The organism is Streptomyces fradiae ATCC 10745 = DSM 40063 (genome assembly GCF_008704425.1).
Lineage (GTDB): Bacteria > Actinomycetota > Actinomycetes > Streptomycetales > Streptomycetaceae > Streptomyces > Streptomyces fradiae.
Genome location: NZ_CP023696.1, coordinates 684,762 through 700,209, shown reverse-complemented (window position 1 = coordinate 700,209; position 15,448 = coordinate 684,762). Strand labels below are relative to the sequence as shown.

10 protein-coding genes are annotated in these 15,448 nt (G+C 77.8%); 3 read left to right on the top strand and 7 right to left on the bottom strand.

Features of this window, described 5'->3' with window-relative positions; genetic code table 11:
- Window positions 1-52: 52 nt before the first annotated feature.
- From CP974_RS02960 to pdxR, 4 genes are all read right to left on the bottom strand, one after another.
- Window positions 53-1,534, bottom strand: a complete 1,482-nt coding sequence (locus CP974_RS02960; protein WP_051839221.1) for a GNAT family N-acetyltransferase — start codon at window positions 1,532-1,534, stop codon at window positions 53-55.
- A gap of 447 nt (window positions 1,535-1,981) precedes the next feature.
- The gene (locus CP974_RS02955; RefSeq protein WP_031132819.1) at window positions 1,982-4,618 is read right to left on the bottom strand and encodes a DUF6493 family protein; all 2,637 of its coding nucleotides are present in this window, start codon (window positions 4,616-4,618) and stop codon (window positions 1,982-1,984) included.
- 492 nt (window positions 4,619-5,110) lie between these two features.
- Entirely contained in the window at window positions 5,111-5,986 is an 876-nt protein-coding gene (locus CP974_RS02950) for an alpha/beta fold hydrolase (protein ID WP_031132817.1), read from the bottom strand.
- A 310-nt stretch (window positions 5,987-6,296) separates the two neighbouring features.
- Window positions 6,297-7,739: a MocR-like pyridoxine biosynthesis transcription factor PdxR gene (gene pdxR / locus CP974_RS02945; protein WP_031132815.1), complete on the bottom strand. Its 1,443-nt coding sequence runs from the start codon at window positions 7,737-7,739 to the stop codon at window positions 6,297-6,299.
- Between the two features lie 336 nt (window positions 7,740-8,075).
- On the opposite strand from pdxR, the gene CP974_RS02940 reads away from it, so the two are divergent.
- Window positions 8,076-9,098 (top strand): EamA family transporter, encoded by a 1,023-nt coding sequence (locus CP974_RS02940; protein WP_078915686.1) that lies wholly within the window; start codon window positions 8,076-8,078, stop codon window positions 9,096-9,098.
- Window positions 9,099-10,214: 1,116 nt separating this feature from the next.
- Entirely contained in the window at window positions 10,215-10,973 is a 759-nt protein-coding gene (locus tag CP974_RS02935) for a GntR family transcriptional regulator (protein ID WP_031132811.1), read from the top strand.
- 18 nt (window positions 10,974-10,991) lie between these two features.
- Here the strand turns inward: CP974_RS02935 and CP974_RS02930 are convergent, their stop codons facing one another.
- Window positions 10,992-12,149, bottom strand: a complete 1,158-nt coding sequence (locus tag CP974_RS02930; RefSeq protein ID WP_031132809.1) for an ROK family transcriptional regulator — start codon at window positions 12,147-12,149, stop codon at window positions 10,992-10,994.
- 358 nt (window positions 12,150-12,507) lie between these two features.
- Here CP974_RS02930 and CP974_RS02925 point away from each other — a divergent pair, with 358 nt between their 5' ends.
- On the top strand, window positions 12,508-12,945 hold the full coding sequence (locus CP974_RS02925) for a hypothetical protein (RefSeq protein ID WP_031132807.1): 438 nt from the start codon (window positions 12,508-12,510) through the stop codon (window positions 12,943-12,945).
- Here the strand turns inward: CP974_RS02925 and mug are convergent.
- Together mug and purB are read right to left on the bottom strand one after the other, a co-directional pair.
- Window positions 12,923-13,486, bottom strand: coding sequence for a G/U mismatch-specific DNA glycosylase (gene mug, locus CP974_RS02920; protein ID WP_031132804.1), 564 nt, complete (start codon window positions 13,484-13,486; stop codon window positions 12,923-12,925). The two genes, CP974_RS02925 and mug, sit on opposite strands and share 23 nt — an antisense overlap.
- A 1-nt stretch (window position 13,487) precedes the next feature.
- Window positions 13,488-14,957 (bottom strand): adenylosuccinate lyase, encoded by a 1,470-nt coding sequence (gene purB, locus CP974_RS02915; RefSeq protein WP_051839574.1) that lies wholly within the window; start codon window positions 14,955-14,957, stop codon window positions 13,488-13,490.
- Window positions 14,958-15,448: the final 491 nt, after the last annotated feature.

Genomic DNA, 15,448 nt, shown 5'->3' with positions numbered 1-15,448 from the left:
CCGTCGGCGGTTTTGGCTGAAACCCGTCGTCGACGCGGTGCCCCCGGAGCCGCTACGGGTGCTGAGGAGCGCCCTGACCGGCGGGGCCGGCGCCCGGAGTCGGGTGGGGGCGGCCCGCCGGGAGCCCGTGCCTTTCGGCCGACCGGCCGCCGTGCTCGGCCCGCAGGGCGTCGAGCCGGGCCGTGATCACCAGGGTGCCCTCCTCGATCTGGTAGTCGAGCGGCAGCCGCAGGGCGCGCATGGCGGCGACCATGCCGGTGTTGGACGCCTGCGTCACGGCGTACACGCTGTCGCACCCGGCCTCCACGGCGAGCCCGGTCAGCCGGCGCAGCAGTTCGGAGCCGATGCCGCGGCGCTGCCAGGCGTCCTCGACGAGCAGGGCCACCTCCGTCTCGTCGCCGTCCCACAGCAGGTGCCCGAGGGCGATCAGCCGGCCGGAGGACGTCTCGACGGCGAGGGTCCGGCCGAAGCGGGGGCTGAGCAGGTGGTTCAGGTAGAGGTCGGCGTCGGCGACCGGGCCGTGGTAGCGCAGGGCCAGGGTGCGGTCCGAGCAGCGGTCGTGCATGGCCCGCGCCGCCGCCACGTCGTCCTGGTCGGCGCGGCGGACGGTGATCGCGTCGCCCTCCGGCAGGGTGAGGACGTCCTCGCCGCGCGGCACCCTCGGGCCGAGCCGCGCGTCCAGCTCGACCAGGGCGCGGGCGCGGGCGAACTCGCTGGGCGTGAAGGGCAGGTACGGGCGCTCCACCGTGAGGACCCCGCCGTACGGGTCGCGCAGCAGCATCACGGTGTCGCCCTGCTCCAGCGCGCCCTCCACCGGGGCCGTGCGGTCGCTGCGGCGGCCCGTGGGGGAGACGGCGGGCACCGAGCGGATGGCGCAGCGGCCCAGCAGCTGCCGCAGCGCGAGCGGCAGTTCGGCGGCGTCGAGGGCGGTGCGGGTGGCCAGGCCGAGGACGCGGGTCGGCGTGTCGACCAGGTCGTGCGCGTCGGCCCGCTCGATCCAGGTGTGGGTGCCGCCCGCAGCGGCGATCCGCCGGGTCAGCGCGGCGGGTTGCAGCGCGGCGGGCGCGCGCAGCAGGAACTCGTCCACCGTGCCGTCGGCGAGCGGGTGGGTCTGCAGGGTCAGGATGTCCACCCGCAGCCCGGCGAGCGCCCCGCACAGGGCGGCGAGGCTCCCCGGTTCGTCCCGCACGGTGGTCCGCACCCGCCACAGCACGGTCCCGGCCTCTCCGTCGCCGTCCTCTCCGGCCCCCGCGGCGGGGGCCGTCCCCGTCCGCGTCTCCGTCTTCGGGAGCGCGGGCGGGGCGTGGCCGTGGTCGTGGCGCCGGGCCCACCAGGTGTGGAAGGCGGCCGTGGCCACCAGGACCACGGCGGAGACGAGGAGCAGGTACGGGCCGTCGGGGCCGTGGACGATGGTTTTCGCGACCGCGTCCGCGACGACCACGGCGGTGAACAGCGCCGCGAGCTCGACCAGATCCCGCCGCCAGTGGTGCCGGTGGCGGGTACGCTTCGCGGACGTGGCGGTCGGTTCGGTCATCTCGGTCATGGCAGCACTCTGACGCGGTGGTGTTGCGCGATCACGAACGGTGTGTGACTGGCGGGTTAAGTGTGCAACTGCGTACATAAAGGCTGATTCTCTCCCTTCTGTGGTCGTCTGTGCGGCGGTCGACGGCAGGCGCGGTGGCCGACGCGGCGACCGTGCCGCATCCCGAGCCGTGTGGCGCGGCGGGCGGCGCCGCGAGACGCGGGCCGGGCACCGGGCGGCCGGGCCGCGGCGGCCCGCTTTCTCCGCGGCGTCGGCGGACGGGGGCCGGCGGACGGCTCGCACCGCCGTACGACCGCGGCCCACTCCCCGGATGCTCCGCACCCTGCGCCGCCGCCCGCACCTCCGTCCACGGCCCCGAGCCGCCCGCACCCTCGCCCGCAACCCCGCCCCGCCCCGTGCCCGCGCCCCAAGGCGCCCGCCCCCGCCCTGCCCCGCCGCTCAACGCAGCGCGCCCGCCAACCTCCTGGCCTGGGCGACGAGCTGCGTCGAGCCGCCCCGCGCCGCCAGCTCCGCCAGCCCCACCGGCGCCGCCCCGTCCGCGCGCGTGGCCGCCCCGCACCGCTCGGCGCAGTCGGCGGCCACCGCGAGTATCTCGCCCGTCCCGCGCGGCACCTCCCCGCCGAGCAGCCCCGGCAGCGCGCCCGCCAGGACCGCCCACACCGTGGCGTACGCGCCCGACGCCGCCGTCGTGCGCAGGGCGTCCGCCAGCCGGTTCACCTTCACCGCGCCCACCGCGACCAGCTCCGCGAGGTCGACGCCGAGGCCCCCGGCGTCCAGCTCCCCGCGCGCGGCCAGCACCAGCAGCGCGTCGACGGCCGCCAGCCGGTCCTCCGCGTGCCGCGCGCCGAGGCCGTACGCGAGCGCCAGACGCAGCGCGGGCCCCGCCTCCCCGCCCCCCTCGGCGAGCGCCGGAAGGGCGAGCGCCCCGTCCCGCTCGCCCGCGTCGGCGCAGCGGCTCACCAACGGCAGCAGCCACGCCGCGAGCGTCTCGCGGTCCTGCGGCAGCACGGCGAGGCCGTCGCCCGCGCCGCCGGGCCGGCAGTGGCAGGCGCCGTCCCGGCCCGTCCACGTCCAGGGCCGCCCCAACGGCCGGAACGCGGGCGGAAACTGGTGCCGCACCACCAGGTTCTCCCGAGTGCCGACCTCGATCAGCCGTCCCGGCGCCCCCGCACCGGCATCCGGCGCCCCCGCACCGGCATCCGGTGCGCCGGGCCGGGGCGGCTCGGCCCGTGTCCGTACGACCGCGCCGAAACCGGCGCCCTCCGCCAGCCAGGCCGCCAGCCGGCCGCCCTCCGCCGTGCCCAGCGCGGCGGCGGCCTGCGCGGCCTCCCGCACGCCGGGCCCGGTCCTCCGCACGCGCAGCAGCGCCTGCGCCACGTCGTGCGTACCCGGCCGGACCCCGAGACGCCGGTACGCGGCGAGCCGCTCGACCAGCACGGACGGCTCCAGGCCGCCCGTCCGCCAGGTCGGCGTGGCCAGCAGGAAGGGCAACGGGTCGGTCAGCGCCCGGAACGCCGCCTCCCGCGCCCGCGCCAACGGCACGTGCGCGAGCCGCTCATGGAAGCAGTACCCCCGCCCCGGGGCGGCCGGCGGCCGGCGCAGCTCGTCGAGTCCGACCCGGCCGGCCAGCGCCGCCGCGAACAGCTGCGCCCCGCGCAGGTGCCGCGCCTCGAGCAGCCCGCCGTCGTACCACCACAGGCCGGGCAGCAGCGGCAGCAGCGCCTCCCGCAGCGCGTCGGGATCGTCGTGGGCGGCCCGCACCAGCCCGTCCAGCGCCCGCTCCGTGTCCATCGCGTCCGGGTCGAAGGAGTGCAGCAGCGCGGCGACCTCCTCGACCAGCTCCGGCCCCTCTGCGGCCGGGGCCAGCGGCCGCGGCTCCGGCGGGGGCGGCAGCAGCTCCACGTACGCGGCGCCGGGGCCCTCCGGCTCCGGCAGCGCCCCGAACACCTCCACGGCGGCCGCCCGGTGCGCCGGGCTCAGCAGCACCGCCGCGCTGTCCGCCAGTGCGGCGCGCACCTGCGGGCCGACCCCGTCCAGATGCCGCCCCACCAGCTTCAACGCCCGTTCCTGAAGCGCCGTGTCCGCGTGGCCGAACACCTCGGCCACCACCGGCAGCAGCTCACCGGCCGCCCCCGCGTCACGCCGCAGCGCCTTGCCGACCAGCACGAGCTGCGCCCGGACCAGCTTCTTCTCCGCGCGGAACAGCACCGACGAGGACACCTCCGCGAGCTGCCGCGCCGACAGGCCGCCCGCCATGGCGAGGCGGCCGAGCACGGCCTGGGCGTGGGCCGCCGACGCCGAGGGGGCGTGCGCGGCGATGCCCGCCCAGTCGGCCGTATGCGCGCCTTCCTCCTCCTCCGTCAGCTCCAGGGCCCGCAGCAGCTCCAGCAGGAAGCGCACCTCCGACGGCGAGCCGCCGCGCAGCAGCCGGGCCACGCAGCCGTCGACGAGGACCGCGCGGGTCACGACCCCCGCCTCCGGCAGCCCCGCCAGAGCCGCCACCCACCCGTCCTGCCACACCAGCCAGTCGGACAGCGCGGCCGTCCGGAAGAGGCGCGGTACGAGCACCGGTGCCTGCGGGTCGGCGGTCAGGTCCCCGAGCACCCGCTTGCGCGCGACCGAGTCGACCCAGCCATGGACGTATCCGTCCGCGACCGGCACGGGGCAACCGGACCGCTGCACCAGACCGTGGATCAGCGGGTAGTCCTCCCGCGCCGTCGCGGCACGCCCCGCCAGCCGGTGCGCCACGTCCCCCAGCCACCGCGGGTCACGCCCGCGCAGCACCGACAGCACCAGCTGGTGCGGCGGCGCCTGCCGGTCCCTCAGGTCGCGGGCGCCGATCCAGGAGGCCGTGGCGGCGGCGCCCGTGTGGCATCCCGCCCCGGCGACGAGCAGGGCGTGCCGCATCCGGCGGCGCCGCTCGCCCTGCTCCCACCCCCAGCCGCGCGCCTCCGCCCGGATCGCCTTCAACCGCGCCGGCAGCGCCTCGCGCTCCGCGGCCTCCAGCACGCCCAGCAGCTCCGGCACCTCGTGCGGCCTGCCCTGCCGCACCGCCTCCAGCACTTCCTCCGTCATCGCGCTCCTCCCGCCGTCCTCGTCCCGTACCGCGCGATCCGCACGGCCGGCGCGCGCTCGCAGGGGCCCCGTCCGCCCCGATGGCCCGTCCACCGGCGACGCGTACGGGTCAGCCCCCCCGCCCGCCGTGCGCACCCGGGTACCGCCGCCCCCCCGGCACGACCGCTGCGGGGCCTCGGCCCCGGCCGGCGTCCGCCCACCGGAGGTCTCCGGGCCCAGGACCCGCCCGGACCCCTGGGCCCCAGGACGGAGGGGCATGCGTGGGCGAGCGCCTGTACGGATCGCGTCACGTCTCCGACCGTAGACCCGGGCACTGACAACGACGCCGGCGCTCACCTCCCGGTGCCCGCGGCCCCGTTCAGCGGAACCGGCACCGGGCGGCGGCCACCTCGCGAGGCGCCGGCGCCTCGCGCCGACCGCTTCCCGCCTGGCCGGCGGGTCGCGGCTCTGGCGCGGGCAGCGGTCGCGGCGCGCTGCCCCACACCGCCCGTGTCACCGGTCGTGGCGCAGCAGGGTGCGCAGGATGTCCTCCGCGTGCGTCCAGAGCACCGCTCCCGAGGCGTCGGGGACCAGGCGCCGGGTTGCCGCCGGAAGCAGCCGGCCGAGCGATTCGCCCAGGTCCGGGGAGTGGACCGGGCTGGTGTCCCCCCGGCCGTACCAGAGGTCGACCGGCACGTCGACGCCGGTCGCCTCGAACGGCCAGCGCCCCATCGCCAGGACGGTGTCGCGGGCGTATCCGGCCGGCCCCTGGCGGAACGCCTCGTCCATCGCGCGCCGGAAGAAGCGCCGGAAGACCGGGTCGGTGTAGACCGCCCGATCGGCCTCGGCACTCGTCGTGACGACCAGGTCCCACAGCGCGTCGGCACTGCCGAAGCCGGCGAAGGACGCCTCGGCGGCGTCCGGGGCGGCGGCCACGGCGTCCACCATCTGCCGCACCTGCGGGGCCAGCGAGTGCGCGAAGCGGGGATGGGCGAGTTCGTCGCTGCCGGACACCACGGCCACCGCGTCCACCAGACCGTGTGCGGCCAGGGCGAGGGCGAACGGCGCTCCCTGGGAGAACCCGACCGCCGACGGCGCGTGGAGGGCCCGCTCCCGAAGGAGGTGCCGGATGTCGGTGGCCCAGCTGGTGAGGGTGCGGCCGGGGTCCGGGTCGGAGGCGCCGAGGCCGGGCCGGTCCACACTGATGAGCCGGATACCGGCCGGGTCGACGACGTCGCCGCCGAAACCGAGCCACCTGCTGGTGGCCGCACCCGGACAGAGCAGCACCGGTCTGCCGTCGGCCGGCCCCCACTCCGCCCAGCCGAGGAGCCGTCCACCCGGCAGCCGGGTCTGTCCGAGGCGCGCTGGTTCCCTCACTCCGTAGTCCATGATCCGCATTGTCGCCGCACGGGGAGCAGGGGTTCCACACGCAGTCCGCCTCGGCAGGCGCGCCCCGGTGCCCCGCGAGGTGGGAGCGGCTGTCCCCCCTGGACGGCCCGTCAGCTCTGCTGCCCCGTACCGGGTCGGGCAGTTCGGCCGCCTGTGCCGGGCCGTGCAGTTCCGCCGCCTGTGCCGGGCCGGGCGGCTCCGCTGCCTCGCGACCGGTCGGGCAGCTCTCCCGCCATCCCCCGCCCGGCCGGGCCGCTCCACCGCCGCCCCGCCACCGGTGACGCGGCGGCTCCACGGCCCCGACACCGGCTCACCCACCCCCGTGCCGAGCCCCCGCCGGGCCGACCGCGCGTGCCAGCGCGGCCACCCCGCGCGCGATGTCCCCGGGCGACAGATGCGCGTACCCCAGCACCAACGACACGCCGTCACCGTCCGGCTCACCCGCCGAGCCGTAGTCCGCGACGGTCCGCACCACGACGCCCGCGGCCGCCGCCCGCCGCACGAAGACGTCCGCGGGGCCGTACCCGGCCGGTACGCGCGCGATGACGTGCAGTCCGGCCGCGATCCCGCTGACGACCGTCCCCGGCAGAGCCTCCGCCACCGCCGCGACCAGCGCGTCCCGCCGCTCCCGGTAGGCGCTCCGGCACCGCCGCAGATGCCGGTCGTACCCGCCCCGCGCGACGAAGTCCGCGAGGACCGCCTGCTCCAGCACCGGATGGCCCAGGTCCATGGTCCGCTTCCGCTCCACCAGCTCGCCCGCCAGCTCGCCCGGCAGCAGCAGCCAGCCCAGGCGGAGCCCCGGCGCGAGGGACTTGCTCACCGAGCCGGTGTACAGCACCCGCTCCGGATCGAGCCCCTGGAGAGCGCCCACCGGTTCCCGGTCGTACCGGAAGTCCCCGTCGTAGTCGTCCTCCACGATCCACCCGTCCACCGCGCGCGCCCAGTCGAGCAGCTCCGCCCTCCGGGCGGCCGAGTAGCCGATCCCGCGTGGGAACTGGTGCGCGGGCGTCGTCACCACCGCCCGCACCCCGGACGCCTCGAGCGGCCGCGGGGCCAGCCCCTCGCCGTCCAGCGGCAGCCCGACGGCCCGCAGCCCGGCCGCCGCGAAGAGCGTGCCGTGCTCGGGGCTCCCCGGGTCCTCGACCCCCACGAGGCGCTCACCACGCTCCCGCAGCACCGCGCCCACCAGGGTCAGCGCCTGCGCCACGCCCGAGCACACCACCAGCCGCTCCGGGTCCGCCACCACACCGCGCCGCCGCGTCAGCAGCCCGGCCAGCGCGGTGCGCAGCACCGGCAGCCCGCGCGGATCGGGGTAGCCCAGCTCCTTGTGCGCCAGCCCGCCGAGCGCCGCCTTGTACGCCGCCGCCCACGCGGTGCGCGGGAACAGCGACAGGTCCGGGAGGCCCGGCCGGAAGTCCACCCGCACACCGGGGGAGCGGGGCGCCAGGTCCCGCACCCGTCCCGGGGACGCGGCCCGCACCGCGTCCCCCACCCAGGTGCCGGAGCCGTGCACGCTGCGCAGGTACCCCTCCGCCGTGAGCTGCTCGTACGCCTCCGTCACCAGCCCCCGCGAGACGCCCAGCTCCGCCGCCAGGTCCCGGGTCGACGGCAGCCGCGTGCCCGCCGCCAACCGTCCGCTCCGCACCGCGTCCCGCAGCGCCTCCCGCAGGGCACGCCCTCGACTCCGCGCGGGCGCCGTGGCAGCCGGTGCCAGCAACTCCCAGGCACCGCCGCCCTCTTCCCGTCCGGTCATGGGCCGGACGCTACACGGACCCCGCCGCCCCGCAGCCGTCCGGCGTCCCGCCCACCGACTCCGCGCCCGTCCCGCCGCCCCGCGGCGGCCACGCGTTCCGCGCCGGCCGGTCGCCGTTGGCGTCCGGTCCCGCCGCCCCGCAGCCGTCCGGCGTCCCGGCGTCCACCGGCTGCGCGGCCGCCCTCACCGCGACCGCCACGCGGCCCCCCCACCGGCTGCCGGCCCGGTGGAAGCCCGCCCGACAGCCTTGGCCGGCCGGCCGGGCGAAAGTGGTCCCCGTGGACGGCGGCGAAGTGGTCCTCAACCGGAGCCGGCGCCCTGCCTAGCGTCGGTCACATGAACGCGACCTCCCGGAGCGGCGCACTGCTCGCGGCCTTCGCCTGCGTCCTCGTCGGCGCCTCCTTCACCGCCAACAGCGTCCTCGGCGCCTACCCGTACGCGGGCGGCCAGGCCCTCCGCTACGCCCTCGCCTGCCTGCTCCTGCTGCCCCTGCTCGGCCGCGGCGGCACCGCCCCCCTGCGCGCCCTGCCCCCGCGCGCGTGGCTGCGTGTCGCCGCCCTCGCGGGCATCGGCATGGTCGGCTTCAACCTGGCCGTCCTCGCCGCCGAGCGCACCGCCGAACCGGCCGTCCCCGGCGTCCTCGTGGGCTGCGCGCCCGTGGTGGTCGCCGTCCTCGTACCGCTGCTGGAGGGCCGCAGGCCGACCCGGCCCGTGCTGTACGGGGCGGTGCTGGTCGCGGTGGGCGCGCTCACCGTGCAGGGCTGGGGCCGCACGGACCTGGCCGGGATCGCCTGGTCGGTGTGCGCGCTCGGCGGGGAGGTGGGCTTCGCCGTGCTGGCCGTTCCCGTCCTGCGCCCGCTCGGCCCGAAGCTGCTGTCCGCCACCGTCTGCGGGGTGGCGGCCCTGGAGGCCGCGGTGCTGGCCGTCCTCGTGGACGGGGCGCAGGCCGTGCGGGTCCCCGCCCCGGCGGAGGCCGCGGCGCTGCTGTGGCAGGCCGCCGTGGTGACCGTGGTCGGCTTCGTCTGCTGGTACATGGGGGTGCAGCGGATCGGCGCCGAGCGGGCGACGCTGTTCTCCGGGCTCATCCCGGTGTCGGCCGCGCTGACCGCGCCGCTCGTCGCCGCCGGTGCGTACGGCCCCGCCCAGGCGGTCGGCAGCGCCCTCGTCGGCGCGGGGGTGGCCGTCGGCTCCGGTGTCCTCGGAGCGGCCCCGCACCGAAGGGCCCGCGCCGGGGCCCCGACGGACCCGACCGGCACCACCGGGCCGGACGACGCGGCCCTCCGCGCGGCCCCTCACGCCCCGTCGGCGGCCGCCGACCCGGACGGTGTCGCGCGACGCGCCGGGGAGCGACGCCCGTAGGGTTCCCGGCCGGGTGCCGGACGGGTGCGCCCGGCCCGGCCCGCCGTGCCGGTGCGGCGCGGCCCCCGCCCGCAGGCCCCGCCTCCCCGCGAGGCCGCCGCACCGCCGGGCCACCGCCCCTGGCGGCGCGTACCGCCCCCGGCGTCGGGCGCCGCCCCGGACCGGCCGCGAGCGCCCGCCCGGCCGGGTCCCGCCCCAGCTGACCCTCCGCAACCACACGTCGGCCCGGTCGTCCCGGTCGGCCCTGGTCGGTCCGGCGGGCCGTGCCCTCGGCCCCCGGCCTGGCGGCCCATCCGCGCCGCCCCATCCGCGCCGCTCCAGCCCGCGGCGCCCCATCCGCGCCCCCATCCGCGCCGCTCCAGCACCCGGCGGCCCCGGTGGGCCGGAGCTGTATACCTGGCCCACCCCGCTCGGCCCCCCCCGCGCGGCCCGCCCGGCCGTGTGCCGCCGGACCCGACGCGTCCGCCGCGGCCGACCCGCTTCCGGCCCGGCCTGGCGACCCAACCCCGCTCGTGCCCTGCCCTTTCCGGCCTGTCCGGCAGGGCGCAGGCGCCGGTCGCCGACGCGTTCCGGCCATCCACGCCCTGCGCCCCGGGAGCGGCCGGCAGCACGCCCCAGGCGACGGCGGCACCGGCAGGCCGCCCGGACCGGCCCCGCCGTCCGGTCCCGCCCCGCGCCCCGGCGGGGCCGCGCCGAGGGCCCCGCCGGCCGTCGCCGGGCCGCAGCACACCGGCCCTTCCCCCGCCGGCGACGGCACGCGCCCCGCGTCCGCCCGTCACGGTCTGTCCGCCCGCGGCCGCCGCTCCCGCGCGGACGGCGGCGCGCCCTTCGCGCGCCTGCGGAGGGGGCACCCCGCGGACGGGACCTCTCCGGCCATCCTGCGCTCCCCGCGTCCCGCGCGGCGCCGCTGCCGCCCACGTGAGCGACAATTACTGTTCGGTAGCCGAGAGTTCAGCCGTCGCTCGGACGGGCACCCACGCCGCGTCTCCCACTCCGGCGAGCATTGGTCTTGACCAAGTGGGTGGCCCGCCCTAAGGTCGCAGGGTTAGTGCAGGGACCTTTAATAAACAAGGGCACGGAAACTCGTCCGGGACACGGCGACCGCGGAGGATCAGGGTGGGGACCACGCAGCTCGAATCGGTACCGGAGCCGAAGTACTGGCACCTCAAGACCGTGATCAGCGAGGCGCTCGACTCCGAGTTCCAGGTCGGGGAGATCCTGCCCAACGAGCGGGAGCTCGCCGCGCGCTTCGGCGTCGCCCGTGCCACCCTCCGCCAGGCCCTCGAACAGCTGGAGCTGGAGGGCCGCCTCCAGCGCCGCCGCGGCGTCGGGACCACCGTCGCCCCGCCGCGCGTCGGTGTGGACGTCTCCACCGCCCAGCACCGCTGGCCCGGCGCGGGCGACGCCAGCTGGCAGCCGCTCGACTGCGCGACCACACCGCCCCCCGCCGCCGTCCTGCGCCTCCTGGAGGCCGACACCGAACCCGGCGCGGACGCCGTCGGCTCCGTCTTCGCGGTGCGCAGGCTGCGCGCCACGCACGGCCAGGCCGTCGCCGCGGAGCAGCTGTACGTCCCCGCCGCCTCCGTCCCCGGTCTCGTCCCGGCCGACTCCCCGGCGGGCCCGGCCCTCGCGCACGCGGTCCTTCACGAGCTGCAGCGCCTGCCCCTGGAGGGCCAGGACCGCGCCGTCGAGCTCGGCTCGGCCCGCGCGGACGACGCACGGGAGCTGGACCGCCTGCCCGGCTCCCCGGTGCTCGTCGTCACCACCCGCTACCTGTCCGGCGGGCGGACGGCGGCCGTCTCCGTCGCCACCTACCGCGCCGACACCTGCCGCCTCACCTTCGGCGACGTCGGCGACCTCGGCATCGCCTCCTGACCCCTCGGGCGGCGCCCGTCACCGGCGCGCGGTGACCGTTCCCTCCACGGCGAACAACTGCTCCTCGACATGGTCCAGGGCCAGCCGCAGCGCGCCCGTGGCCACGGCCGCCTCCCCGAGCAGGGACAGCTCCACGCGCGGCGGCCGCAGGCAGAACCGTGCCAACTCCTCCCGCAGCGGCGGCAGCACGCCGTCCAGCCCGGCCGCCCACCCGCCGACGACGACGAGCTCCGGGTCCAGCGCCAGTACCAGCGCCCCCACGTCGTGCACCAGCCGCTGCGTGAACCGGTCCACGGCCGCCATCGCCCGGTCGTCACCGTGCCGCGCCCGCGCGAACACCTCCGCCACGGCCTGCTCGTCCAGCGGGTCCAGCGGCTCGTCCGTCGTCGACAGCAGCGTCTCCGGGGTCTCCCCGCGGCCCAGCAGGTGCAGGGCGCCGATCTCCCCGGCCGCCCCGCCGAACCCCCGGTGCAGCCGGCCGCCGATCAGCGAACCGGCGCCCGGGCTCAGCCCCGCCAGGACGAAGACGACGTCGTCCGTGCCGATGGCCGCGCCCTTCCAGTGCTCGGCGACGGCCGCCGCGTTCGCGTCGTTCTCCACCAGCACCGGGCAGCGGAACGACCGCCGCAGCCGCTCGCCCAGCGCCAGTCCGGTCCACCCCGGCAGCGCGGTGCACAGCCGCACCGTCCCGTCCGCCTCGACGATCCCCGGAGTGCCCACGCCGACGGCCCGCAGCGCGCCCCGCGCCACACCGGTACGGCGCAGCACGTCCGCGACGGCCGCGCGCACCCGCTCCAGCCGCTCGTCCGCCGACGCGCTCACCGACACGTCCCGTGTGCCCGCGCCGATGATGCGCCCGTCGAGACCCGACAGGAGCGCCGCGACCCGGTGCGGGCCGATCTCGATGCCCAGCAGGTGCCCGGCCTCCGCCCGGAACCGGTAGCGCCGCGCCGGGCGCCCCTGGCGCCGCACCTCGCGCTCCTCGGGACCCGCCTCGACCACGAGACCCGCCTCGATCAGTCCCTCCGTGACGCCCTCGACGGTGGGGCGGGAGAGGCCGGTGAGGCGTGTGAGGTCGGTCAGCGTGCGGGCCTCGCCGCCCCGCAGCGCATGGAGTACCACAGCGGAGTTGATCCGCCGCAGCAGCGACGGGTCCCCGCCGGTAAGCCGCCCCACTGTGTGTCCTCCCAGCTCGAGCCGCGTGTTTGCCGGATCGTACTCAATGCGGGGGCGCGGCGGCGAGGGCGGTCCGGCCGGGGCCGCCGCCGCACGGCCCGCGACGCGAAGCCCGCCCGCCGCACGGCCCCCCGGCCCGCCGGCCGTCCGGCCAGGGCCCGCCCACCGCCCCGGCATCCCGAGCGGCCACCGGCCAGCCGGTCCCGGCCGCCTGGTCCCGGCCACCCGGACCGGTGGCCGATGCGACCGGCCGGCACGCGGAGCGGCCCGCCGTCCGTGGCGGACGGCGGCGGCCGGGTTGTCCACAGGCCGAGGTGACGCGGCGCCAATTGTCGGTGGGGGAGGCTTTACTGGGACCATGACCACGGCCCGTCACCATCTGGCGACCATCGACCTGCTGCGCGCCCGGCCCTTCCCCCGGCAGCGCGGCCGCTCCGACGTGGGCGAGGCCGGACCGGGGTACCACATAGCGGAGCTCGCCACGAGCGAGGACTTCTGGGAGGACCCCGAACGCTGGGAGGAGGTCGCGGACCAGTACGAGGCGGAGCGGGACGCGCTGGGCGTCCTCCTCGCCGAGCGGTGGGGCGAGCCGCACGTCTTCAGCCTCTGGTCGGTCTTCGAGCGCGGGGCGGGCGGCGAGGAGCTGCCCGAGCCGTGGGGGACGCTGAGCGCCCACGTCCCGGACGTGCACCTGTGGCGGGCGGAGGGCCGCTGGATGGCGCTCGGGGTCTCGCAGTGGGACCGGGAGCTGCCGTTCCAGCTGCTCGCCGTCGTCACGGAGACGGATCCTCCGTAGCGGCCCGGCGCAGGCGGGCGTACTCCTCCGCCATCGTCGTCGCGGTCCAGTGGGCGTTCAGGCCGCTCGGGTTGGGCAGCACCCAGACGCGGCTGCCGCCGAGCGTCCGCTCCTGCGGCCCCGTCGCGGCCTTCCGGTCGCCGAAGGCCGCGCGGTACGCGGTGATGCCGACGACGGCGAGCCAGCGCGGGCGCAGCAGCCGCACCTTCGCGGTGAGCAGCCGGCCGCCCTCCCGGTACTCCTCGTCGCTGAGCTCGTCCGCCCGCGCCGTGGCCCGCGCCACGACGTTCGTGACGCCCAGCCCGTACGCCAGCAGTTCGTGCTGCTCCGACGGGGCGAGCCGGCGGGGGGTGAAGCCGGACAGATGCAGCACGGGCCAGAAGCGGTTGCCCGGCCGGGCGAAGTGGTGGCCCGTCGCGGCCGACATCAGGCCCGGGTTGATGCCGCAGAACAACACGGACAGGCCGCTCGCGACCACGTCGGGGACGGTGCGGTCGCGAGCGGCCTGGAGTTCCTCGGGGGTGAGGCGCGGCGGGGCCACGTCAGAGGATGGCGCCGGGGGTGTAGGCGGCGGCCTCCGGGTGCCGCTTGACGATCTCCTCGACGCGCGCGACGACGACGCCCACCTGGTCGGCGGCGGCGCCGGTGAAGGACAGCTTGTCGGCCATCAGCGCGTCCAGCTCGGCGCGGTCCAGCGGGATCCGCTCGTCCGCCGCCAGCTTCTCCAGCAGCTCGTTGCGCTCCGCGCCCTGCTCGCGCATGGCCAGCGCGGACGCGACGGCGTTCTCCTTGATGGCCTCGTGGGCCACCTCGCGGCCGACACCGGCCCGCACGGACGCCATCAGCACCTTGGTCGTCGCCAGGAACGGCAGGTAGCGGTCCAGCTCCCGCGCCACGACCGCGGGGAACGCGCCGAACTCGTCCAGCACGGTCAGGAACGTCTCCAGCAGCCCGTCGAGCGCGAAGAACGCGTCCGGCAGCGCCACCCGGCGGACCACGGAGCAGGACACGTCGCCCTCGTTCCACTGGTCGCCCGCCAGCTCGCCCGCCATCGACGCGTAGCCGCGCAGCACGACCATCAGGCCGTTGACGCGCTCGCAGGAGCGGGTGTTCATCTTGTGCGGCATGGCGGACGAGCCGACCTGGCCCGGCTTGAAGCCCTCGGTGACCAGCTCGTGGCCCGCCATCAGCCGGATCGTCTTCGCCAGCGACGACGGAGCGCCCGCGAGCTGCACCAGCGCCGTCACGACCTCGTAGTCGAGGGAGCGCGGGTACACCTGGCCGACGGAGGTGAACGCGTGCGCGAAGCCGAGGTGCGCGGCGATCCGCTGCTCCAGGTCGGCGAGCTTCGACGCGTCACCGCCCAGCAGGTCCAGCATGTCCTGCGCCGTGCCGACCGGGCCCTTGATGCCGCGCAGCGGGTAGCGGCCCAGCAGCTCCTCCAGGCGCGCGTACGCGACGAGCAGCTCGTCCGCGGCGGTCGCGAAGCGCTTGCCGAGCGTCGTGGCCTGCGCCGCCACGTTGTGCGAGCGGCCGGCCACGACCAGCTCGCCGTACTCGGCGGACAGCCTGCCGAGCCGTGCCAGCACGGCGACGGCGCGGTCCCGCATCAGCTCCAGGGAGAGCCGGATCTGGAGCTGCTCGACGTTCTCCGTCAGGTCGCGCGAGGTCATGCCCTTGTGGACCTGCTCGTGCCCGGCGAGGGCGTTGAACTCCTCGATCCGGGCCTTCACGTCGTGGCGGGTGACCTTCTCGCGCTCGGCGATCGACGCGAGGTCGACCTGGTCCAGGACGCGCTCGTAGTCGGCGAGGGCGGCGTCCGGGACGTCGATCCCGAGGTCCTTCTGGGCGCGCAGCACGGCGAGCCACAGGCGGCGCTCCAGCTTCACCTTCTGCTCGGGGGACCACAGGACGGCGAGCTCGGCGGAGGCGTAGCGGCCGGCGAGGACATTGGGGATGCGGGGCTTGGCAGTCACGTGGACGGAGTTTACCCGCCGTCTCCGGCGGCCCATGAGCCTGCGCACGCTCCACGAGGCCCAGGTCAGAGGCGCCGGTGCCGTCCACCGGCGCGTCGCCGGCACAGCGGGGGCCCGCTCGGGCGGCGCCGCGGTCGCCGGACACCCGGCCCGGGGCCCTCGCCCGGGGCGGACGTGGAGGCGCCGGCTCCCCGCCCCCTGGGCGCAGGCGGCGGTCGGCCGCGGAAGGTGCCGCACGGCTCGTCTCGCGGCGCCCCCTCGTGCGCGGGGCGGATGGTCCTGCCCCGCCCCGCCCGGCCCGCCTGGGACCGGATCGGGCGGGCGCTCCCGGCCGCCGTCCGATGGCTCGGCCCACCGGCGCCCCGGCGGGCGGCGCCGGTGGGCCGAGGACGCGGAGTGCGCCGGGTGCCGCGGCCCCGGCGGGCTCCGGACGAGGGCCTGGTGGCGGGCGGGCGGCGGGCTGGAGGTCGGTGGAGCGGGGCGGCTACGCCCGAACGGCGAGCGCCCGAACGGCGAGCGTCCGAACA